Annotated in this window: 16 protein-coding genes and 1 pseudogene; 10 read left to right on the top strand and 7 right to left on the bottom strand. The window is 73.2% G+C overall.

Features of this window, described 5'->3' with window-relative positions; translation table 11 throughout:
- Positions 1-1,754: 1,754 nt before the first annotated feature.
- The 3 genes and pseudogenes from ABZ923_RS36075 to rbsD all read left to right on the top strand — a co-directional run.
- Positions 1,755-2,363 (top strand): hypothetical protein, encoded by a 609-nt coding sequence (locus ABZ923_RS36075; RefSeq protein WP_361480833.1) that lies wholly within the window; start codon positions 1,755-1,757, stop codon positions 2,361-2,363.
- 280 nt (positions 2,364-2,643) lie between these two features.
- Positions 2,644-3,546 carry a ribokinase gene (locus tag ABZ923_RS36070; RefSeq protein ID WP_361480830.1) on the top strand — a complete coding sequence of 301 codons (903 nt, stop codon included), beginning with the start codon at positions 2,644-2,646 and terminating at the stop codon, positions 3,544-3,546.
- Between the two features lie 11 nt (positions 3,547-3,557).
- Positions 3,558-3,928: pseudogene (gene rbsD / locus ABZ923_RS36065) on the top strand (D-ribose pyranase); the annotation flags it as partial.
- Between the two features lie 185 nt (positions 3,929-4,113).
- Here rbsD and ABZ923_RS36060 read toward each other — a convergent pair.
- Genes ABZ923_RS36060 through ABZ923_RS36050 form a run of 3 tightly spaced genes read right to left on the bottom strand, consistent with a single transcriptional unit; the run spans position 4,114 to position 7,249 of the window.
- A complete protein-coding gene (locus ABZ923_RS36060; RefSeq protein WP_361480837.1) occupies positions 4,114-4,914 on the bottom strand; it encodes a sugar phosphate isomerase/epimerase family protein in 801 nt (266 codons plus the stop codon).
- A 32-nt stretch (positions 4,915-4,946) separates the two neighbouring features.
- On the bottom strand, positions 4,947-6,101 hold the full coding sequence (locus tag ABZ923_RS36055; protein ID WP_361480827.1) for a dihydrodipicolinate synthase family protein: 1,155 nt from the start codon (positions 6,099-6,101) through the stop codon (positions 4,947-4,949).
- Positions 6,098-7,249 (bottom strand): Gfo/Idh/MocA family oxidoreductase, encoded by a 1,152-nt coding sequence (locus tag ABZ923_RS36050; RefSeq protein WP_361480824.1) that lies wholly within the window; start codon positions 7,247-7,249, stop codon positions 6,098-6,100. Before ABZ923_RS36050 ends, ABZ923_RS36055 begins: the two co-directional genes overlap by 4 nt.
- Before the next feature lie 210 nt (positions 7,250-7,459).
- On the opposite strand from ABZ923_RS36050, the gene ABZ923_RS36045 reads away from it, so the two are divergent.
- The 4 genes from ABZ923_RS36045 (at position 7,460) to ABZ923_RS36030 (ending at position 11,484) form a co-directional block, all read left to right on the top strand.
- Positions 7,460-8,506 (top strand): LacI family DNA-binding transcriptional regulator, encoded by a 1,047-nt coding sequence (locus ABZ923_RS36045; protein WP_361480821.1) that lies wholly within the window; start codon positions 7,460-7,462, stop codon positions 8,504-8,506.
- A 116-nt stretch (positions 8,507-8,622) separates the two neighbouring features.
- On the top strand, positions 8,623-9,219 hold the full coding sequence (locus ABZ923_RS36040) for a dihydrofolate reductase family protein (RefSeq protein WP_361480818.1): 597 nt from the start codon (positions 8,623-8,625) through the stop codon (positions 9,217-9,219).
- 123 nt (positions 9,220-9,342) lie between these two features.
- The gene (locus tag ABZ923_RS36035; protein ID WP_361480834.1) at positions 9,343-10,143 is read left to right on the top strand and encodes a sugar phosphate isomerase/epimerase family protein; all 801 of its coding nucleotides are present in this window, start codon (positions 9,343-9,345) and stop codon (positions 10,141-10,143) included.
- 99 nt (positions 10,144-10,242) lie between these two features.
- On the top strand, positions 10,243-11,484 hold the full coding sequence (locus ABZ923_RS36030; protein WP_361480815.1) for an MFS transporter: 1,242 nt from the start codon (positions 10,243-10,245) through the stop codon (positions 11,482-11,484).
- Positions 11,485-12,152: 668 nt separating this feature from the next.
- On the opposite strand, the gene ABZ923_RS36025 is transcribed toward ABZ923_RS36030, so the two are convergent.
- Complete coding sequence (locus tag ABZ923_RS36025) at positions 12,153-12,767, bottom strand: alpha/beta hydrolase (protein WP_361480812.1); 615 nt, start codon at positions 12,765-12,767, stop codon at positions 12,153-12,155.
- Positions 12,768-12,838: 71 nt separating this feature from the next.
- Positions 12,839-14,074: a 3-phosphoshikimate 1-carboxyvinyltransferase gene (aroA, locus tag ABZ923_RS36020; protein ID WP_361480809.1), complete on the bottom strand. Its 1,236-nt coding sequence runs from the start codon at positions 14,072-14,074 to the stop codon at positions 12,839-12,841.
- Between the two features lie 185 nt (positions 14,075-14,259).
- Between aroA and ABZ923_RS36015 the strand changes: the two genes are divergently transcribed.
- The 3 genes from ABZ923_RS36015 to ABZ923_RS36005 all read left to right on the top strand — a co-directional run bounded on the left by ABZ923_RS36015 (position 14,260) and on the right by ABZ923_RS36005 (position 20,740).
- Positions 14,260-16,128: a glycoside hydrolase family 3 protein gene (locus ABZ923_RS36015; protein ID WP_361480806.1), complete on the top strand. Its 1,869-nt coding sequence runs from the start codon at positions 14,260-14,262 to the stop codon at positions 16,126-16,128.
- Between the two features lie 114 nt (positions 16,129-16,242).
- On the top strand, positions 16,243-16,566 hold the full coding sequence (locus ABZ923_RS36010; protein ID WP_361480803.1) for a CU044_2847 family protein: 324 nt from the start codon (positions 16,243-16,245) through the stop codon (positions 16,564-16,566).
- Positions 16,559-20,740, top strand: a complete 4,182-nt coding sequence (locus tag ABZ923_RS36005) for a trypsin-like peptidase domain-containing protein (protein ID WP_361480800.1) — start codon at positions 16,559-16,561, stop codon at positions 20,738-20,740. The genes ABZ923_RS36010 and ABZ923_RS36005 overlap by 8 nt, the downstream gene beginning before the upstream one ends.
- 46 nt (positions 20,741-20,786) lie before the next feature.
- Here the strand turns inward: ABZ923_RS36005 and ABZ923_RS36000 are convergent, their stop codons facing one another.
- Both ABZ923_RS36000 and ABZ923_RS35995 read right to left on the bottom strand, forming a co-directional pair.
- Positions 20,787-22,202 (bottom strand): aminopeptidase, encoded by a 1,416-nt coding sequence (locus ABZ923_RS36000; protein ID WP_361480797.1) that lies wholly within the window; start codon positions 22,200-22,202, stop codon positions 20,787-20,789.
- A gap of 111 nt (positions 22,203-22,313) precedes the next feature.
- Entirely contained in the window at positions 22,314-22,718 is a 405-nt protein-coding gene (locus ABZ923_RS35995) for a hypothetical protein (protein WP_361480794.1), read from the bottom strand.
- Between the last annotated feature and the right edge of the window lie 61 nt (positions 22,719-22,779).

Raw genomic sequence — 22,779 nt, 5'->3', positions numbered from 1 at the left:
CGGGTGAGCTTGGCGGCTTCCGGCCCGGCGGGGGCGAGGGTGGGCGCCGTCGCGCCTCGCCAGCACGCCGGGAGGGCCTGGCGACCTCCGGCCAGTGGGTGGGCGCGGTCGCGTCTCGCATGGACGCCGGGTGAGCTTGGCGGCTTCCGGCCCGGCGGGGGCGAGGGTGGGCGCCGTCGCGCCTCGCCAGCACGCCGGGAGGGCCTGGCGACCTCCGGCCAGTAGGTGGGCGCGGTCGCGCCTCGCATGGACGCCGGGTGAGCTAAGCGGCTTCCGGCCCGGCGGGGGCGGGGGCGCCGTCGTGCCTCGCCAGCACGCCGGGAGGGCTTGGCGACCTCCGACCAGTGGGTGGGCGCGGTCGCGCCTCGCCAGCACGCCGGGAGGGCTTGGCGACCTCCGGCCAGTGGGTGGGCGCGGTCGCGCCTCGCATGGACGCGGGTGAGTTCGGCGGCTTGCGGGCGGGCCTTGCCAAGATATGGCGGGGTGGCTGCCGTTCATTTCGGGGGCGAGGGGAGACTCGTCCGCCCCTCCCCATCGTGATTGGTGGGTTTGGGACAGAGGCCGGAGGAAGAGGCCATGTCAGCGGGCAGGGTGGGATGGCGGGGTGACCCAAATCCGCCAATCAGCCATCGCGTGTGATTTGAGGGGTTCGTGGGACGCCGGGGTCGGATTCCCATCCCGGTCCCACACCCGCGTACCGCTTCCCACTCCCCGTTCCCACGCCCGCACACCGCTCCCCCCTCCCCGTTCCCAAGGGCAACCTGCCTCACCCCGCCAGGCGTACAGGCGGGGTGAGGCTGTGCCGCATCCCGCCCCGCCGGAAGCCGCCGAACCCACCCGGCGTCCATGCGAGGCCAGGTGGCGCCCCACCCACCGGGCCGGAAGCCGCCAAGCCCACCCGGCGTGCAGGCGAGGCGCGACCGCGCCCACCCACTGGCCGGAAGCCGCCAAACCCACCCGGCGTCCATACGAGACGCGACCGCGCACCCCCACCGGGCCGGAAGCCGCTTAGCCCACCCGGCGTCCATGCGAGGCCAGGTGGCGCCCCACCCACCGGGCCGGAAGCCGCCAAACCCACCCGGCGTGCAGGCGAGGCGCGAGCGCGTCCCGTCCCGACGATGCGAACGCGGCCGACGCGAGGGCCTGGGCAACCTGAGCCGGCCACTTTCCCTGGGCTGCCCGCTCGCTTCTACCCCGTGCTGGAGCGGGCCGAGTCAAGGGTGGGCCGGAGGGCCATCGCCGAAGGCGACGCGCAGCGCCCTTTACTCGGCTCGCGGAAGCACGACACTGGCCGAAGAAGCGGGCGGCCCCACGTCCACGTCACGACTCCCTTGCCCGGACCAAGGGGGCAAAGTGCTGACCGCAGCCAGGGCTCTCGGCGGCAAACGGTTGGTGGCGGTCGGGGTCGGCTGGCGCGGTGGCGCGGTGGCGCGGTGGCGATCTCCGGTAGCCGATGGCCAGTCAGCAGCCGCCCCGAGTTCGGCCGGTTCCCGGTGAGGCGGTGGCCGGATACCGCCTGAGTACAGGTACTCGGGGGCTGTTGGTGCTCGGTACGGATGGGCCCCGAACAGCGGAGAAGTAGCCTCCTCACGAGGAGTGGATCACCGCCGTCGAGCCCATGGGTACGGCGGCTCTCTTGACGACCCGGGGGGGTCTACGCGTGGCGTGGGACGAGTGGGAGCAGCTCAAGGCCGCCGCTGCCGATCGGCATTCCGCGCGCATGCAGCTCAACCAGTTAAGTGGGACGAACACCGATGAAGACGCGCGTCGTGACCCTGTTGGCCGCAGCACTCCTCGTTTCCGGTTGCGGCTTCGTCGGCGACGGCGCCGACGAAGGGCGGCAGGAGGAGCCCGTGAAGGAGAACCACATGACCATGCAGGAGGCCGGTGACCGGGCAGAGGAAATGCTGGACGCGTTCCTTGGTGCGACCCATCCGTCCGTGGCGGTGATTCCCGGAGCGTCCAGCGCATCCACGTGTTCCGACAGCACCGGCACCGGATCGGTGACGCGCCGGCGGGCCGTGGTGACGATCATCTCGAGCGAGCGGCGGGGTAATTTCCTCGGTGTCGTGGAGCGCTACTGGAAGAAGCACGGATACAAGATCACGTCAGTGGTGGACAACAAGGAGATGCCGGCGATCTACGCCACCGCCCCGAACGATTTTCGAGTCGCCCTCGAATTCGGGTACGCGGGTCAGGCCAACTTCGTCGCAGTTTCTCCGTGCGTCACCGAATCCAAGGTCACCGAGCCCTCGCGCAAGCCTGTCGACCCGGAGGCGTTCAAGTCCGAGGGGCTTCCCTACCTCCACTCCGACTTCTGGTCGCGCAAGGCTCCGGATCCCTCCTCCTCCCCGTCCGCGTAGACCGGCGGCGGGTGGACCGCGCACCGGGTGCCTCGACGTGATGTCGAATCTGCTCCAGGCCCACGCAGTTGGGGCGGATCGCCGTGGACAACGCCCTCGAGGCGGTTCGGGGCGAGAAGGTGGAGCCTACGGTGAAGGTGCCGGTGAAGGTGGTCACGAAGGACGACATGGGCGGCTTCAGCGGCTGACAACGGACGACCGGGCGGGCGGCCGTACCCAGGGGGCGCACACCCCGGGTACCGGGCGTCCGCGCCGGGTCATCTCTCAGGGGAGTCGACTGATGTACGACTACGACCTTCTGGTCGTGGGCTCGGCCAACGCCGACCTGGTGATCGACGTCGAGCGGCGGCCGGCCGCCGGCGAGACGGTGCTCGGCGGCGACCTGGCCGTGCACCCGGGCGGCAAGGGCGCCAACCAGGCGGTCGCCGCCGCCCGGCTGGGTGCCGGTACGGCGCTGCTGGCGCGGGTCGGCGACGACGGCCACGGCCGGCTGCTGCTCGACTCCCTGCGCGCGGCCGGGGTCGACACGGTGGGGGTGCTGGTGGGCGGGGCCCCGACGGGGGTCGCGCTGATCACCGTGGACCCGTCCGGTGACAACTCCATCGTGGTGTCGCCGGGCGCCAACTCCCGTCTGCTGCCCGCGGACGTGCGGGCGGCGGCGAGCCTCTTCCAGGCTTCCCGGGTGGTGTCGGCGCAGCTGGAGATCCCGCTGGAGACGGTCGTGGAGGTGGTGCGGAACCTGGCGCCGGGCAGCCGCTTCGTGCTGAACCCGTCCCCGCCGCGGGAGCTGCCCGCCCAGGTGCTGGCGGCCTGTGACCCGCTGATCGTGAACGAGCACGAGGCGCGGGTGGTCCTCGGTGCCGCCTGTGTGAGCGAGGACCCCGCGGACTGGGTCCGGCTGCTGCTGGCCGAGGGTCCGCGCTCGGTGGTGGTGACGCTGGGCGCGGAGGGTGCGCTGGTGGGCGACGCCTCGGGGGTGGCCCGGGTGCCGTCGGTGAAGGTGGACGCGGTGGACACCACCGGTGCCGGGGACGCGTTCACGGCGGCCCTGGCCTGGGGGCTGGGCGCGGGCGCGGCTTTGGCGGAGGCGGCGGCGTACGCGGCCCGGGTCGGCGCGGCGGCCGTGACGAAGCGGGGCGCGCAGGAGTCGTACCCGACGGCGGCGGAGGTGGACGCGCTGTGAAGTAGGCGGGGATCCTCGACCGGCGGCTGCCGGCGCGCCGGCCGAGCTGGGCCACGGGCACGAGGTGCTGGTCTGCGACGCGGGCATGCCGATACCCGAGGGGCCCCGGGTCGTGGACCTGGCGTTCCGGGCCGGTGTCCCGTCGTTCGCCGAGGTGCTGGACGGTCTGCCGGCGGAGCTGGTGGTGGAGGGCGCCACGGCGGCGCGGGAGGTGCGGGCGGCCGATCCGGCGGCGGCCGGGCTGCCGGCGGGCCGCTTCCCGGAGCTGGTGCTCGTCCCGCACGAGCGGCTGAAGGAGCGGTCGGCCGGGGCCCGGCTGGTCGTCCGCACCGGGGAGGCCCGGCCGTACGCGAACGTGCTGCTGCGCTGCGGGGTGTTCTTCCAGCCGGCCCGCGGACGTTTCGAGGGGGCGTTTCCCGGCCCGCGGGCCCGGTCACGCCCCCTCGTTCTCCCCTCCCCGCCGGAACCCTCGACCCCCCCGGGTCCCCCGTGGTTCCGACGCCATGTACGACACCGCAGGCGACGGAATGGTTGCACCCTGTTCCGCGGTTTTTTCGCGCCGCCCCGCTAGCGGATCACGTGTTCCACGAACCGTTCCGCCGTCCGGGCGAGGACCTCCCGGCCGTCCTGGGCCCACAGGCCCTCGTTGAACAGCTCGACCTCGATGGGTCCGGTGTAGCCGGCGGCCTCCACGCAGCTCTTCCACGCGCGCATGTCGATCGAGCCGTCGCCGATCTGGCCGCGGCCGTCGAGGACGCCCGCGGGCAGCGGGGTGGTCCAGTCGGCGAGCTGGAAGGTGTGGATGCGGCCGGCCGCGCCCGCGCGGGCGATCTGGGCGGGCGCCTGGTCGTCCCACCACACGTGGTACGTGTCCACGGTCACCCCGACCTGGTGCGCGGGGAAGCGTTCGGCGAGGTCCAGGGCCTGGGCGAGGGTGGAGACCACGCAGCGGTCGGCGGCGTACATGGGGTGCAGGGGCTCGATGGCGAGCCGTACCCCGCGTTCGGCCGCGTACGGCGCGAGGTCCGCGAGGGCGTCCGCGATGCGCTCCCGGGCGCCGTGCAGGTCCTTGCTGCCCGTCGGGAGGCCGCCGGAGACCAGGACCAGGGTGTCCGTGCCGAGCGTGGCGGCCTCGTCGACGGCCGCGCGGTTGTCGGCCAGGGCCGCGGCCCGCTCGGCAGGGTCGATCGCGGTGAGGAAGCCGCCCCGGCACAGCGTCGTCACCGTCAGGCCGGTGTCGCGGACCAGCTTGGCGGTCGCCTCCAGGCCGTACGTCCGGACCGGTTCCCGCCACAGGCCCACCTGGCCGACGCCCAGGGCGGTGCAGGCGTCGGCCAGTTCGGGCATCGACAGCTGCCGGACGGTCATCTGGTTGATGGAGAAGCGCGCGAGGTCCGTTTTCACCGGTCCACCCCGTACACGCTCAGCAGGCTCTTCATCCGCTCCTCCGCGAGCTTGGGGTCCGGGAACAGGCCGAGGGAGTCGGCGAGTTCGTAGGCGCGGGCCAGGTGCGGCAGGGAGCGCGCCGACTGGAGGCCGCCGACCATGGTGAAGTGGCTCTGGTGGCCGGCGAGCCAGGCGAGCAGGACCACGCCCGTCTTGTAGAAGCGGGTGGGGGCCTGGAAGAGGTGCCGGGACAACTCCACGGTCGGATCGAGGAGTTCGCGGAAGCCCTTGACGTCCCCGGTGTCCAGGACCCGTACCGCCCGCGCCGCGAGCGGGCCCAGCGGGTCGAAGATGCCGAGCAGGGCGTGGCTGAAGTCCTGGTCGTCGCCCGCGATCAGCTCGGGGTAGTGGAAGTCGTCACCCGTGTAGCAGCGCACGCCCTGCGGCAGCCGCCGTCTGAGGTCGATCTCGCGCCGGGCGTCGAGCAGGGAGATCTTGACGCCGTCGACCTTGTCGGGGTGTGCGGCGATGACCTCCAGGAAGGTCTCGGTGGCCGCGTCCAGGTCGGCCGAGCCCCAGTAGCCCTCCAGGGCCGGGTCGAACATCTGGCCGAGCCAGTGCAGGATCACCGGTTCGGCGGCCTGGCGCAGGAGGTGGCCGTAGATCTCCAGGTAGTCCTCGGGTCCCTTGGCCGCCGCCGCCAGGGCGCGGGAGGCCATCAGGACGGCCCGGGCGCCGGCCTCCTCGACGACCGCGAGCTGCTCCTCGTAGGCCGCGCGGACCTCGTCCGGGGTCGCCGGGCCGGTCAGCTGGTCGGTGCCGACACCGCAGGCGATCAGGCCGCCGACCGCCTCGGCCTCGGCGGCGCTGCGGCGGATCAGCTCGGCCGCCCCCGCCCAGTCCAGGCCCATGCCGCGCTGGGCGGTGTCCATGGCCTCGGCGACGCCGAGCCCATGGGACCACAGGTGGCGGCGGAAGGCGAGGGTGGCGTCCCAGTCGACGGCGGCGGCCGAGTCCGGTGAGACGTCGGCGTACGGGTCGGCGACGACGTGGGCCGCGGAGAAGACCGTACGGGAGGTGAAGGGCGGGCCGGTGGGGGCGGCGAGGGGTTCCGTGCGGGGCTCGTAGGTCCGCAGCCGGCCGCTTGCGTCGGGCAGTCGGATGGTCACAGCGAGATCTCCGGGACGTCGAGACGGCGGCCCTCGGCCGACGACTTCAGGCCCAGCTCGGCGAGCTGCACGCCACGGGCGCCGGCCAGCAGGTCCCAGTGGTAGGGGGCGTCGGCGTGGACGTGCTTGAGGAACAGCTCCCACTGGGCCTTGAAGCCGTTGTCGAACTCGGCGTTGTCGGGCACCTCCTGCCACTGGTCGCGGAAGACCTCGGTGGCGGGGATGTCCGGGTTCCACACGGGCTTGGGGGTGGCGCTGCGGTGCTGGACGCGGCATCCGCGCAGGCCCGCGACGGCCGAGCCCTCGGTGCCGTCGACCTGGAACTCCACGAGTTCGTCCCGGTGGACGCGGACGGCCCACGAGGAGTTGATCTGGGCGACCGCGCCGCCCTCCAGCTCGAAGACGCCGTAGGCGGCGTCGTCGGCGGTGGCGTCGTAGGGCTTGCCCTGTTCGTCCCAGCGCTGCGGGATGTGGGTGGTGGCGAGGGCCTGGACGGACTTCACGCGGCCGAACAGCTCGTGCAGGACGTACTCCCAGTGCGGGAACATGTCGACGACGATGCCACCGCCGTCCTCGGCCCGGTAGTTCCAGGAGGGCCGCTGGGCGGGCTGCCAGTCGCCCTCGAAGACCCAGTAGCCGAACTCGCCGCGCACGGAGAGGATCCGGCCGAAGAAGCCGCCGTCGACGAGCCGCTTCAGCTTCAGCAGGCCCGGCAGGAAGATCTTGTCCTGGACGACGCCGTGCTTGACGCCCTTGCCGTGGGCGAGGCGGGCGAGGGCGAGGGCGCCGTCCAGGCCGGTGGCGGTGGGCTTCTCGGTGTAGATGTGCTTGCCGGCCGTGATCGCCTTGGTGAGGGCCTCCTCGCGGGCGGAGGTGACCTGGGAGTCGAAGTAGATGTCGACGCTCGGGTCGGCGAGGACGGCGTCCAGGTCGGTGGAGACGTGGTCGAGTCCGTGCCGCTCGGCGATCTCGCGCAGGGCGTGTTCGCGGCGGCCGAGCAGGACGGGTTCGGGCCAGAGCACGGTGCCGTCGCCGAGGTCGAGGCCGCCCTGTTCGCGCAGGGCGAGGATCGACCGGACGAGGTGCTGGCGGTAGCCCATGCGCCCGGTCACGCCGTTCATGGCGATACGCACCGTCTTGCGTGTCACGTGTGTCCCCTTCGCGGGCCGGTGTAGCAAGCGCTTTCTACCCAGAGAAGCTAGCCTCTGGACGGGGTCTGTACAAGACCGTGTCCGCTTCGAGTTGTTCGAGGGGGCGAACAACCGGGGGCCGTGGCCTTAAGGTCTGCTCGGAACCACGACGTGTGCCTGGCTGTCTACGAGGGCGTACGACATGACGCGTGACCGGAGGACGACGAGATGACGGTGACCCTGGCGGACGTGGCGGCCCGCGCCCAGGTCTCCCCCGCGACGGTGTCGCGCGTGCTGAACGGCAACTACCCGGTCGCCGCGTCCACGCGCGAACGGGTGCTGCGGGCGGTGGACGAGCTGGACTACGTCCTCAACGGCCCCGCCAGCGCGCTCGCCGCGGCCACCTCCGACCTCGTCGGCATCCTCGTCAACGACATCGCCGACCCGTTCTTCGGGATCATGGCGAGCGCGATCCAGGCCGAGATCGGCGGACCGGGCGGCCGCGCGGGCGGCGAGCGCCTGGCGGTCGTCTGCAACACCGGCGGCTCCCCCGAGCGCGAACTGACCTACCTCACCCTGCTCCAGCGGCAGCGGGCCGCGGCCGTGGTGCTGACCGGCGGGGCCGTGGAGGACGCACCGCACGCGGCGGCGGTCGCCGGGAAGCTGCGCAAGCTGGCGGAGGCCGGCACCCGGGTGGTGCTGTGCGGGCGCCCGCCGGCGCCGGACACCCAGGCCGTCGCGCTCACCTTCGACAACCGGGGCGGCGCCCGCGCGCTGACCGACCACCTGATCGGCCTCGGCCACCGCCGGCTCGGCTACATCGCCGGCCCCGAGGAACGCACCACCACCCGGCACCGGCTGGAGGGCCACCGCGCCGCGCTCGCGGCGGCGGGCATCGAGGACGACCCGCGCCGGACGGTGCACGGCCGCTACGACCGCCGGTCCGGATACGAGGCCACGCTGGAACTGCTGCGCCGCGATCCCTCCCTGACGGCGATCGTCGCGGCGAACGACTCCGTCGCGCTCGGCGCCTGCGCCGCCCTGCGCGAGTCCGGGCTGCGCATCCCCGAGGACGTCTCGGTGGCCGGCTTCGACGACCTGCCCTTCAGCATCGACGCGGTGCCGTCCCTCACGACGGTCCGGCTGCCGCTGTCGGAGGCGGGGGCGCGGGCCGGACGCATCGCGATGGGCCGGGAGGAGCCACCACCCGGGGGCATCGCCTCGGTGCGGGGGGAGTTGATGGTGCGGGGGTCCTCCGGGGTCCCGCGGGAGTAAGGGCGCGGGGTGCCGGAGCGACGCCGCCGAGATTTTCCGGACGGCACCGATGACTTCTCGCGCTGCCGGCCGTCTTCATCGTCGTCAGCAGCGAACACTTGCCGAGGAGCCACCCCATGCGTGTCGTCGTCACCGAGTTCATCAGCCTCGACGGAGTCGTCCAGGCCCCCGGCGGGCCCGAGGAGGACACCGACGGGGGGTTCGCGCACGGGGGCTGGTCGCACCCGTTCTTCGATCCGGAGGTGATCGGCGGGGCGTTCGCCGCGGGACTGGAGCAGGCCGAGGCGCTGCTGTACGGGCGGCGGACGTACCTGACGATGGCCGCCGCCTGGCCCGGGCGGGCGGGGGACCCGTTCGCCGACCGGCTCAACTCGATGCGCAAGTACGTCGTCTCCGACACCCTCGGGGACGACGAGCTGACCTGGGAGAACACCGAGCGGATCCCGGGGGCCCAGGCTCTGGAGAAGGTACGGGAGCTGCGGGCCGCCGAGGGCGGGGACCTGGCGATGATGGGCAGCCCCACGCTGGTGCGGGCGCTGATCGAGGCCGGGCTGGTGGACGAGTTGCAGCTCGCGGTCATGCCGGTGCTGCTCGGCGGCGGCAAGTCGGTCTTCCCGGCGGACGGGGGCAAGCGGCCCTGGGAGCTGGTGTCGTCGACCACCGCGAAGACCGGGGCACAGCTGAACGTGTACCGGCCGGCCGGGCAGGCGTAGGCGCCGGCCCGGGAGCGCGGGCGGCCCGCCGCCCGGCACCGCCCCGCCCGTTGGGCCGGTACTCGGCGGTGCGGGTGAGTGACGGCTGGGGTGCGGGGGCAGGAGCGAGTAGGGTCCGTGACCATGAAGCTGGCGTTCTCCACTCTCGGTGTCCCCGGCCTTCCCGTACCGGAGGTCCTCGCGCTCGCGACCACCCACGGCTACCACGGCGTCGAACTGCGCGCCCATCCCGAGGAGCCGGTGCACCCGGGTCTGGCGCCCGCCGAACGCGCCGAGACCGCGGCCCTGTTCCGGAGCGCGGGCGTCGAGGTGCTCGGCATCGCCGGGTACGCGCGTGTCGCCGCCCCGGGCGAGGACGCGCCGGTCCTGGCGGAGATCCGGGACCTGCTCCGGCTGGCCCACGACCTGGGCGCGCCCTTCGTCCGGGTCCTCCCCGGCGCCGATCCGGACCGGCCCCGCGAGGAGTCGGACGCGATCGCCGCCCGGCGGCTCGGCACCGCCGCCGAGGACGCCTCCGCGCTGGGCGTGCGGATCCTGCTGGAAACGCACGACTCGCACCGCACGGGCGCCGACGCGATCCGGATCCTCGGCCCGGTCGGGCACCGGCAGGTGGGCGCGCTGTGGGACGTGATGCACACGTGGCTGGGCGGCGAGCAGCCGTCGGAGACGTACGCGGCCCTCGCCCCGCACCTGGGCTACGTCCAGGTCAAGGACATCGCCTCCGCCGAGGACACCACCCCGCTGCCGCTCGGCACGGGGGTGCTGCCGCTCACCGAGTGCGTGGACGTGCTGTCCCGGCAGGGCTGGGACGGCTGGCTGTGCTGGGAGTACGAGAAGCACTGGTACGAGGGCGCCGCCCCGCTTCCGGAGCTGCTCGGCGCCGGCCGCGAGCATCTGGCGCGGCTGCTGGGCGAGGCGGCCTGACCGACGCCCCGGACGGGGAAATCCGGTGGCGGGTGCACGAGGTGGCGGCTAGCCTCCCCCGGTGATCCAGCCACCGGGGCCGTGCGCCCGCTCCCGCTCATGAGCCTCGCCCGCTCGTTCATCGACGTACGGCCGCTGCGCACCTCCCCCGTCTTCCGGCGGCTGCTGATCGGCCGGACCGTGTCCGTGCTCGGCGGGTTCATGACCATGGTGACGGTCATGTACCAGGTCTGGGACATGACCCGCAGCACCGCCTGGACCGGTGCGGTGGGGCTGGCGCAGGCGTTGCCGCTGGTGGTGTTCGGGCTGTTCGCCGGGGCCTGGGCGGACCGGGCCGACCGGCGCCGGCTCTTCCTCGCGGCGACCGTCGGCCAGGCGGTCTGCTCGCTGCTGCTGGCCGTGCAGGGCTTCACCGGTCACGTGCCGGTGGCGGTCATCCTGCTGCTCGTCGCCGTCCAGTCGGCCTTCGGCGCGCTCGGCGCCCCGGCCGCCGGGGTCTTCGTACCGCGGGTGCTGCCCAAGGACCAGGTGGCCGCCGGGCTGGCGCTGCAGCAGGTCACCGGTCAGTCGATGATGCTGCTCGGGCCGGCCCTGGCCGGTCTGCTGCTGGGCTGGTTCGGCATCGGCGTCTGCTATCTGCTGGACGCCCTCAGCTTCGGTCTCGCCTTCTACGGTGCCCGCGGGCTGCCCGCGCTGCCGCCGCAGGGCGAGCCGTCGCGGGCCGGGGTGCACGGGGTGCTGGACGGGCTGCGGTTCCTGGCCGGGCACCGGGTGGTGCGGGGCGCGCTGGTCACCGACCTCGCCGCGACCGTGCTCTCGTTCCCGATGAGCCTGTTCCCGCTGGTCAACGCCGAGCGGTTCGGCGGCGATCCGCGCACCCTCGGCCTGTTCCTGTCGGCGCTGGCGGTGGGCGGTGTCGCGGCGACCGCGCTGTCCGGCCCGCTGACCCGGCTCGCCCGGCCGGGCCCGGTGATGCTGTGCGCGTCCGCCACCTGGGGCGCGGCGCTGGTCCTGTTCGGCCTGGCCGGCAGCCCCTGGCTGGGGCTGGCCCTGCTCGCGCTGGCCGGCGCGGCGGACGCCACGGCGGTGGTCTCCCGCTCCACGATCGTGCAGACCCGCACCCCGGACGCGCTGCTCGGCCGGGTCACGGCGGCCGAGCAGATCGTCGGCCAGGCGGGCCCGAGCCTCGGCAACGTGCGCGGCGGTCTGCTGGCCGGCTGGACCTCGGGCACGACCGCCCTGCTGAGCGGCGGCCTGCTCTGCGTCCTCGCGGTGGCAGCGGTCGCGACGACGACCCCGGAGCTGCGCGCCCGGGCTGGCGGGGTGCCGGACGCGGCGTGAGGGGGCGGCGCCGTCGACACACGGCCCAGCGCGCCGCCGGCAGGGTGTCACCGGCCCCGGACGGGGCGTCAGCAGCGCGGCGGCGCCGGCACACCGGTCCCGGACCACCGGCCAGGAGCCCTGCCCGGCGTCCAGGTCGCGCCGGGCAAGGCGTCAGCGGTGCGGTGCCGTCGGCGCACCGGTCCCGAACCACCGGCCAGGAGCCCTGCCGGGCGTCCAGGTCGAGGCGAGCGGCGCCGGGCAGGGCGTTAGCAGTGGCTCTCGACCGGACCGCCCCGGCCCGGACGCGGCGTCAGCAGCGCGGCGCCATCGGCACACCGGCCCAGGACCGCCGACCAGAAGCCGCACCCGGCAACCCAGGTCGAGGCCGAACGGCGCCGGGCAGGGCGTCAGCGGGAACTCTCGACCGGACCGCCCCGGCCCGGACGCGGCGTCAGCGGTGTGGCGCCATCGGCACACCAGTTCAGGACCGCCGACCAAGGGCCGTAGCCGGCGTCCAGGTCGAGGTGAGCGGCGCCGGGCAGGGCGTCAGCCGGAACTCTCGACCGGACCGCCCCGGCCCGGACGCGGCGTCAGCAGCGCGGCGCCATCGGCACACCGGCCCAGGACCGCCGACCAGAAGCCGCATCCGGCAACCCAGGTCGAGGTGAGCGGCGCCGGGCAGGGCGTCAGCCGGAACTCTCGACCGGACCGCCCCGGCCCGGACGCGGCGTCAGCGGTGTGGCGCCATCGGCACACCAGTTCAGGACCGCCGACCAAGGGCCGTAGCCGGCGTCCAGGTCGAGGTGAGCGGCGCCGGGCAGGATGTCGGCGGGGATGCCGAGCGGTTCGGCGAACAGCGTGGCCGCGCCCTCGGGGCAGTACGGGTCGTCGTCGCCCGCGACCAGCCGGGTCGGCCCGGGCAGGGTGAAGTCGAGCGCGGGCGGGGCGAAGGCGGCCACCTCCGGGTACCGGGCGAGGACGGAACCGGAGGGCGGGGCGACCAGCAGGACCCGGTCCGCGTACCGCAGCTGCTTCATGCCCCGGGCGGCGGCGTGCAGCCACAGCACGCTGGACAGGCTGTGCGCCACCACGATCCGCTCGCCCGGGCCGTCCAGGTTCTCCAGGTGGCGGGTGAGTTCGGCGAGCCAGACGTCCAGGTCGGGGTCGTCGGCGTCGGGCAGCTGCGGGTAACCGACCCGGTGGCCGGCCGCGGTGAGCCGGTCGGCGAGCCAGTGCTGCCAGTGCGGCTCGGGACGGTGGTTCTGCCAGCCGTGCAGGATCAGGTACGAGCGTGTGGTCATGCCGGTGATCTTCTCCCTCCGATTGCGCCGGGTCCAGGGTCCCTCGGGGCCGGGGCCGGGGCCGGGCGCCGTCAGCCGGCGGCGGGCAGTGCCGCGAACGCCTCGTGGAAGCCGGGGAAGGTCTTCCGTACGCAGCCGGGGTCGTCGTACGTCAGGCCGAGCGTGCGCAGGGCGGTGACGGCGAAGGACATGACAATGCGGTGGTCGCCGAAGGTCTTGATCTCGACGCCGGGCGCGGGCTCGCCCGGGTGGATCTCGATCCAGTCGGGGCCGGTCGCCACCCGCACGCCGAGCCGCCGCAGGTTGTCCGCGCAGGCCTCCAGGCGGTCGCACTCCTTCACCCGGGTGTTGCCGACGTCCTCGATGCGGACCGGCCCGGAGGCGAACGGCGCGATCGCGGCCAGGGTCGGCATGGTGTCGGAGATGTCCCGCATGTTCACCGTCAGCCCGCGCAGTTCGCCCGTGCCGCGCACGGTCGTGCGGTCCGCGGCGACCTCCACCTCGGCGCCCATCCGGCGCAGCACCTCCACGAACCGCAGGTCGCCCTGGAGCGCGCCGGAGCCGAGGCCGGGCACGGTGATCTCACGGCCCGGGGTGACGGCCGCGGCGGCGAAGAAGTAGCTCGCGGTGGAGGCGTCCGGCTCGATCGGGTAGGTGGCGGCCCGGTAGCCGCCGGGCGGCACGTCGTACACCAGGCCGTCCCGGGCGACCTCCACGCCGAACGCCCGCATCATCGCGAGGGTGATCTCCACGTACGGCGCCGAGACCAGGTCGGTGACCCGGATCCGCAGGCCGGTGCGGGTCAGCGGGCCGAGCAGCAGCAGCGCGGTCAGGTACTGGGAGGACTCGCCCGCGTCCAGCACCACCTCGCCGCCCTCGACGCCGGCCGCGTGGACGGTGAGCGGGTGGTGGCCCTCGGCCTCCTCGTGCCGCAGGTCGACACCGAGGTCGCGCAGGGCGCGGGTGAGCGGGCCGAGGGGGCGGCGGCGCATCTGCGGGGACGCGTCGAAGCGGTAGGTGCCGTGGCCGGCGGCGGCCAGGGTGGGCAGGAAGCGGGCGGTGGTGGCGCCGTCCCGGCAGAAGACGTCGGCCTCGGCGGTCGCCGGGCCCTGCGGTCGGCCGTCGATCTGCCAGGCGTCCGCGGTGCGGCCGACCCGGTAGCCGAGCCGGGTCAGGCCCTCGGCGAAGCCCTCGGTGTCGTCGGAGTGCAGGGGCCTGAGCAGGGTGCTGACCCCGTCGGCCGCGGCGGCGAGGAAGAGCGCGCGAGCGGTGAGGGACTTGGAACCGGGGATGTCGACGGCGGGCATGGCCGCATGATGACGCGTCACCGGGGCCGCGGTCCGGGCTGTCCAGGGGCTGGACGCGCCCCGGGAATGCGCGGTCGGCGGCCCCTTCCTGGTTACTGTGCATTCCCTTGACGGAAAGAAACTTCCCGGATATTGGTGACTCCTCGGAAGTTTCCTTCAGCGGTTCTCCTCTGGAAGGAGCGCACGTGCACGACACCAGCACGGGAAGCGACACCGGCACGGGAAGCGACACGCGCACGGGAAGCACGGGAAACACCGCACGGCCGTCCAGACGTGCCGTCCTCGCCGCCACCGCGGGCCTCACCGCCGCACTGACCGTACCGGCGACCGCCCACGCCGCCGACTTCGGCGACCGCAGGCTGCGCGCCCTGATCTCCCGCATGACCCTGGAGGAGAAGGTCGGCCAGCTCTTCGTGATGCGGGTCTACGGCCACTCCGCCACCGCCCCCGACCAGGCCGACATCGACGCCAACCTCAAGGAGATCGGCGTCCGCACGGCCGCCGAGCTGATCGCGAAGTACCGCGTCGGCGGCATCATCTACTTCACCTGGGCGCACAACACCCGGGACCCGCATCAGATCGCCGGCCTGTCCAACGGCATCCAGCGGGCCTCGCTGGACCAGCCGCGCGGCCTGCCGGTCCTCATCGCCACCGACCAGGAGCACGGGGCCGTCTGCCGGGTCGGCAGGCCCGCCACGCTCTTCCCCGGCGCCATGGCGATCGGCGCGGGCGGCTCCCGCTCCGACGCGCGCGCCCTCGGCCGGATCTCGGGCGCCGAGCTGCGCGCGATGGGCATCAACCAGGACTACTCCCCCGACGCCGACGTGAACGTCAACCCGGCCAACCCGGTCATCGGCGTCCGCTCCTTCGGCGCGGACCCGGACGCGGTCGCCGAGCTGGTCGCCGCAGAGGTGAGGGGCTATCAGGCGGCCGGGGTCGCGGCGACCGCCAAGCACTTCCCGGGCCACGGGGACACCGCCGTCGACAGCCACTACGGCTTCCCGGTCATCACGCACAGCCGGGAGCTGTGGGAGGAGCTGGACGCGGTGCCGTTCCGGGCCGCGGTCCGGGCGGGCATCGACTCGGTCATGACCGCGCACATCCAGTTCCCGGCCCTGGACGGCTCCGGCGACCCGGCGACCCTGTCCCGGCCGATCGTCACCGGCATCCTGCGCGGGGAACTCGGTTACGACGGGGTCGTGATCACCGACTCCCTCGGCATGCAGGGCGTGCGCACCAAGTACGGCGACGACCGGGTGCCGGTGCTCGCCCTGAAGGCCGGTGTGGACCAGCTGCTCAACCCGCCGTCGCTGGAGGTGGCCTGGAACGCGGTGCTGAAGGCCGTGCGGGAGGGCGAGCTGACCGAGGCCCGGCTGGACGAATCGATCCTGCGGATCCTGCGGCTGAAGGCCCGGCGCGGGCTCCTCGACGACCCCTGGGCCGACCCGGCGGGCGTCGACGGCACGGTGGGCACCAAGGCCCATCTGGCCAAGGCCGACCGCATCGCCGAACGCACCACCACCCTGCTGGTCAACGAGGACGGCACCCTGCCCCTCGACCGCCGCCGGCAGCGCCGGCTCCTGGTCGTCGGCGCCGACCCCGCCTCCCCGTCCGGCACCACCGGCCCACCCACCGGCGTCCTGGCCGCCGCCCTCACCGAACTGGGCTTCACCGCCACGGCCCTGTCCACCGGCACCGCGCCCTCCGCGGCGGCCATCGACAAGGCGGTCACGGCCGCCCAGGACGCGGACGCGGTGGTCGTGGCCACCTACAACGTGACCGCGTCCAGCACCCAGCGCACCCTGGTGGAACGGCTGCTGGGCACCGGCAGGCCGGTGGTCGCGGTGGCCGTCCGCAACCCGTACGACGTCGCCCAGTTGCCGTCCGTCCCGGCCTGCGTGGCCACGTACTGCTGGACGGACGTCGAACTGCGCGCCGCCGCACGGGTGCTCGCCGGCCGTGTCCGACCGCGCGGCAAGCTGCCGGTACCGGTCCAACGGGCGGACGACCCGACCCGGGAGCTGTACCCGATCGGGTACGGGCTGACGTACTAGCCGCGGAAGCCTCGCCTCCTCCATACGGCCCACGTCCGGCTGCGGCATATGCCGACCATGGCCGATTCTGGCCGGGACGTGCGGTCGACGCCCACGCGCAACGGAGGAGGCGCCGTGACACTCCTGACCCGGATCCCGCTGGAGGGCGGAGGCTACCTCCTGGTCGAGGCACCGGCCGACTCGGAGGGGCTGGTGAAGGCCGCACGAGGATTCGGTGGAGACTTCCTGCAGGAGGCACCACGGACCCTGCAAGAGGCCCTGGAACCGGTCACGCAGGCGGCCCAGACCACCCTCGACCAGCTGCGCGAGGCCCGGCCCGACCAGGTCACCGTCACGTTCGGGGTCGACCTCGCGGTCGAGGCCGGAGCGGTGATCACCAAGGGCCGGGCCACCTGCCACCTCCAGGTGACGATGTCCTGGCAGAACGTGCATGCCTAGCAGCGGGACGAAGACAGGCGAAGGCCTCCCGTCAGACCTCCCGACGGCAGTGGCTCAGCTCCTCGCGCCGGACGGGAGCGTGGCCGGGGCGGGTTTCCTGGTCGCCGAGGACGTTCTGGTCACATGCGCGCATGTCGTACGTGCCGCCGGGTCCGGGCCCGGGGAGCGGGTGGGGGTGGCCTTTCCGCAGGTGACGGATGCGCCCGAGCTGGAAGGTGAGGTCCTCTCCGATCCATGGCGTGCGCCCGAGGCCGAGGATGTCGCCTTCGTCCGGCTGCACGGTTCACCGATGGGCCCGAGACTCCTGCCGCTGGGCTCCGCGCAGGGGTGTGAGGGCCATCGCGTCCGGTCGTTCGGGTTTCCGGCCCAGGCACCGCCGGCCGGGCACTCCGGCTATGGCCGGGCGGGTGACCTGCTGCCCGCCTCCGCGGACCGCGGGCCGCTGCTCCAACTGACCGACGCCAACGACCTCACCACCGGCTTCAGCGGCGGCCCCGCCCTCGACCTGGAGACCGGGCTGGTCGTCGGCATGCTCACCGAGATCACCGCACCCGACGCCTTCGCTCGGGGCCAGGGCATCGCCTACGTCACCCCCACCGAGGTCCTGCGGAAGATCCGGCCGGAGCTGGCGGCGCAGGAAGTCTGCCCCTACCGGGGCCTGGAGCCGTTCACGGCGGAGCACGCGCGCTGGTTCCAGGGGCGGAGCGAGGCGGTACAGCAGGTGCTGGCGAACCTCGCCGGCGGCCGGCGCCTGACCCTGCTGCTCGGACCGTCCGGGTCGGGGAAGTCGTCGTTGATCCAGGCGGGTGTGGTGCGGGCGCTGGCGGAGGGGGAGGTGCCTGGGAGCGATCGGTGGCTTCCTGTGCTGGCCCGGCCCCGGCAGGATCTGCCCGCCGAGATCGAACGCGCCGGGCTGCCGGGGGCGGCACGGGACGGCATCACGGCGGCGGTCGGACGCAGACTCGCGGCCGAGCCGGCCTGTGAACGTGTCCTGCTGGTCATCGACCAGTTCGAAGAGCTTCTGGTGCAGAGCACCGACGGCCGGCTGCAGCAGTTGCTCGCCGTCATCGACGAGCTCACCGAGGTCGCCGACGCGCACACCGAGCTCAGCGTGATCCTGGTGATGCGCGACGACTTCTACCCCCGGCTCGCCGCGCTCGCTCCCCGGTTGCTGGAGGCCGCGACGCCCGGTCTGCTCAATGTGCCCGGCACACTGAGCCGGCAGGACCTGCATGACATCATCGTGCTGCCCGCCGAGGACGTGGGGCTCCGCTTCCAGCCCGGGCTGGCCGAGCAGATCATCAGTGACGTCCTGCAGTGCGGTCCCGAAGCGGCGGCGACCCGGCAGGCATCCGTCACCGTGCTGCCCCTTCTGGAGATGACGCTCAGCCAGCTGTGGCGTCGACGGACGGACGGGTTCCTCACTCATGAGGGGTACCGGCGCATCGGAGCGGTCAGCGGGAGCCTGACGACGTGGTGCGACAGCGCGCTGGAGGAGCTGTCCCCCGGCCGGCGGCGCATCGCGAGGACCATCCTCACCTCCCTGGTGCGCCCTGCGGACCCCAGCCGCCGGATCCCCGCAGTCCGCGCGCAGGTGCCCCTCGACGACCTGCGTGACCTGGCGTCCGGTCCGGACAGCGTGGCCGACGGCGACGTGGACGCGGTCATCGCCACCCTGGCCCGCCACCGCATCATCACCACACAGACGCTCCGGAACCCCCAGTACCCCGACACCCCTCCGGGCGAACCGGTGGCGGAACTGATCCACGACGCCCTGATCCGCGACTGGGCCGCCTTGCGGGAGTGGGTCCGCCAGGACCACCGGTTCCACGAGTGGCTCGACCGCACGCATGAACGGCATCAGCGGTGGGCGGACACACGAGATCCGGGCGACCTCCTGGCCGGGACGGCCCTGGCTGAGGGCGTGGAGTGGTCCCGCCGCCGGGGTCTGCCCGACGGCATCGCGGCCTTCCTCGCCGCGAGCCGGAAGCGCCAGGAGGCGGACGCTCAGGGGCGTCGACGGCGGATCAGGGTACTGGCCGCGTTGCTGGTGCTGGCGCTGCTGGCCGCGGCGGGGGCGTGGTGGCAGTGGCGGACGGCGGTCGGTGAACGGCACGCGGCGTTGTCCCGGCAGCTCGCGGCCCAGGCCGACGGTCTCTTCGACACGAACCCCGAACTCGCGTCGCTGCTCGCTGTCCAGGCGTATCGCACCAGCCACACGTCCGAGTCCGTCGAAATCCTGCGCAACGCTTGGACCCTGCCGCTGAACAGGCGCTTGCCCGGGCACCGCAACGGTGTGTACTCGGTGGCGTTCAGTCCGGACGGCCGCACCCTCGCCACCACCGACGGCGCCGGGACGGCACGCCTGTGGGACATCACCACCGACACCGCCAAGACCACCCTGACCGGACACTCCGGCACCGTGTGGTCGGTGGACTTCAGCCCCGACGGCCGCACCGTCGCGACCGCTGGTGCCGACGGCACCGCCCGGCTGTGGGACGTCACCACCGGCAAAAGCAAGATCACCCTGACCGGGCACAAGGGCGTGGTGGCCTCGGTGGCGTTCAGCCCGGACGGCCACACCCTCGCCACCGCCGGCGCCGACGGCACCGCCCGGCTGTGGGACGTCACCACCGGCCGAACCAGGAACACCCTGGCCGGCCACACCGAAACCGTGCAATCAGTGGACTTCAGCCCCGACGGCCACACCCTTGCCACGGCCAGCCAGGACGCCACCGCGCGGCTATGGGACGCCTCCACCGGGAGAACCAAAACAGTCCTGACCGGACACGGAGAACCGGTGCAGCAAGTGGCGTTCAGCCCGGACGGCCACACCCTCGCCACCGCCGGCGCCGACGACACCGCCCGGCTGTGGGACGTCACCAGCGGCAAGATCCGCACCGTCCTGCCCGTTCCGGCCGGCGCGTTGTGGTCGGTGGCGTTCAGCCCCGACCGCCGCACCCTGGCCACCGCCGGCGTGGACGGAACAGCGCGGCTGTGGGACCTGACCACCGGTGCGATCCGCATCACCCTGACCGGACACATCAACCAGGTGCGAGCGGTGGCGTTCAGCCGGGACGGCCGCACCCTCGCCACCGCCGGCATCGACAACACCGCGCGGCTGTGGGACGCGACCACCGGTGCGGTCCGCACCACTCTGACCGGACACACCGCCGCAGTGGCATCAGTGGACTTCAGTTCCGACGGCCACACCCTTGCCACCGCCAGCCAGGACGCCACCGCCCGGCTGTGGGACGTCACCACCGGCAGGGCCAAGGCCGTCCTGACCGGTCCCGACAGCGATGCGCACAAGACCGGGCATGACAGCGATCCGGTCAGCAAGGTGGCATTCAGCCCCGACGGCCGCACCCTCGCCGCCATCGGCGCCGACCGAACAGTGCGACTGTGGGATGTGACGACCGGCAAGACCCGAACCACCCTGCAGGGGCACCCGAGCACCGTGACGTCGGTGGCGTTCAACCGGGACGGCCGCACCCTCGCCACCGGCAGCGTGGACAACACGGTGCGGTTGTGGGACGTGGCAACCGGCAAGACCCGCACGACCCTGACCGGACAAGGCAACGGCGTCCTGGGCCTGGCGTTCAGCCCGGACGGCCGCACCCTCGCCACCGCCGACTTCGACAGCACCGCGCGGCTGTGGGATGTGACCACCGGTGCGGTCCGCACCACTCTGACCGGACACACCGCCGCGGTGACATCGGTGGACTTCAGCCCCGACGGCCGCACCCTGGCCACCGCCAGCGTCGACCACACCGCCCGGCTGTGGGACCCCGCCACCGGTAGCACCCGCACCACCCTCCTGGGGCATTTCACCGAGGTGTCGTCGGTGGCCTTCAGCCCCGACGGCCGGACCGTGGCCACCGCCGGCACCGACCACACCGCCCGGCTGTGGGACCCCGCCACCGGCAAGAGTCTCGCCAGCCTGATCGGACACACGAGCCCCGTGACGTCGGTGGCGTTCAGTCCGGACGGTCACACCCTGGCCACCGCAAGCGCCGACAAGACGGCACGTCTGTGGAGTGTGGATCTGCCCAGCCCGGCCGCGGCTGTCCAGAGAATCTGCCGTGCCGTCAACCGGGATCTCACCCCTGCGGAGCGCACCGCGTACCTGCCCGGCCAGTCAGTGGGTCGCGTCTGCCCCACGCGAATGTAGCCGCGACAACCGGGCGAAACCAGTCGTCGCGGCCGTCGAAGCACGGTCAGGGACGCAGCGCGGGCTCCCGTTCCGTGTCCCGTGCGTCCAGCTTCGCGTCGTGCCCGGCCAGCGGCTTCGCCCGGGCCACGGTGGAGGGGGACAGGCCCGCCCAGGCCAGGATGCGGGCCGTGGCGAGGCTCTTCTGGTCCGGGACCAGGCCCGCCACGTTCGCGCCGTGGTTCATGCCGGGTGCCGTGAAGACGTAGGAGTCGCGGGCGCCCGCGCCGAGCCGGAAGGGTTCCGCGCGCCAGGGGTCGTTCTGGCCGTAGACGAAGAGCATGTGGTGCGCGTGGTGGCGGACCCACGTGTCCACGTCCCGCATCGCCTGCGGCCGGAAGCGCATCGGGATGGAGCGGGGCACGAAGTTGCGCGGCGGCTGGTAGCCGTACCGGACCAGACGCTTGTCGAGGTAGGGGAAGTGGATGGTCGGGGCGCCCAGTTGGGTGCCGGCCTGGTAGTAGTACGGCGTGAACGCCTCCAGGCCCTGGTCGGTGTAGGCGGAGAAGCCGGAGATCGTGTCGACCGAGTTCCAGATCTCCTCGTCGGTCGCGGTGGCCGCGTGCGCCGGGACGGTGTCGCAGTTCTTCAGCAGGTTGTACTGCCAGAAGCCCCACACGTAGTCGAGGACGACCGCCTCGTAGGCCTTGTCGAGGCCGCCGATGGTGTCGAAGGTGTAGCCCTTGCCGGCGGCGTACTGCGCGTACCGCTTCTCCAGCGGCTCCCGGCGCACCAGCGCCTCGCGCTGCACGGCGTTCAGCCGGTCCCGGCACTCCTTGGTGCCGACCCCGGTGAAGAAGCGGTCGTAGGCGGAGTCCTCGTGGTTCACGACGTCGTTGGGCGCGACGTACGCCACGATGCCGTCCATGTCCCGGGGGTGGAAGCGTTCGTAGTAGGTGGCCGTCATGCCGCCCTTGGAGGCGCCGGTGGCCAGCCAGTTGGCGGGGTAGAGCGGCTTCAGGGCCGTGAAGAGGCGGTGCTGGTCGTTCGCCGCCTGCCAGATGTCCAGCTTGGACCAGTCGGCCGGGTCGGGGCGGGACGGGGTGAAGAAGCGGTACTCCAGGGAGACCTGGTTGCCGTCGACGATCTGGGTGGGCTCGCGGCGCGAGGGGTTGGTCGAGACGTTGTAGCCGCTGGTGTAGAAGACCGTCGGGCGGCTCGCGTCCCGGTGCAGCACGGTGATGCGCTGCTGGAAGGTGCCCCGGTCCGGGTGGCGGTGGTCGATCGGCTGGGTGTAGTTCAGGACGAAGAAGCGGTAGCCGGGGTACGGCTTCTCCTCGACGAGGCTCATGCCGGGTATCGACAGGAGCCGGTCCTTGATGTCGGTGGGCTCGGGCTCGGCGGCGGTGGCCGCACCGGCTGCCGTGCTCAGCGTGCCTATGAAGACCGTGAGCGCCAGCAGCCATCTGAGCGCCTTGCGCATGCGCACTCTCCCCTGTGAGACAGATGTGCGCCGGAAGCTATCCCAGCAACTCGCCTCACACCAGGGGTAATTGAGTGCGCCTCGGTACCACCGCCGGGCCGGTTCAGCAGCTCAGCACAGGATCCAGCCGGAGCTGGCCGAGTACCGGCCCACCGCGCCCTTGATCCAGACGCAGCGGTGGCCGGCGTGCACGATCACCGGGCCGGCGTGGAACCGGTAGCGGCCCCGGTCGACGACGGGCCGGTTGCCGCGGGCCTGCACGCTGACGGACATGGTCCGGGCGGCGCCGGGGTCTCTGGCCACGGTGACGGCGCAGACGTAGCCGTTGCGCTGGTAGACGTGGGTGACCCCGGTCCTGAACGGCAGGGTCTTCACCTCCCGTCCCGCGCAGCCGGCCGGTCCCGCCGCCTGCGCGGTCCCCGTCGCCGTGAGCGTGAACGCCCCGGACGCGGCCAGCACGGCCGCGCCGAACGCCAGTCGCCTGCGCAGTCGTCGGCCTATCGCACCACTGTCCACTGTCGTCCTCCCCGTGATCGGACACGCTCTCGTGCGTCCGGAAAGATGTTAGGACGCACGG

The sequence above is a fragment of the Streptomyces sp. NPDC046881 genome (assembly GCF_040645015.1).
Taxonomy (GTDB): domain Bacteria; phylum Actinomycetota; class Actinomycetes; order Streptomycetales; family Streptomycetaceae; genus Streptomyces.
Note: the sequence above shows the minus strand (reverse complement) of the source record. Positions and strands in the feature narration are given on the sequence as shown.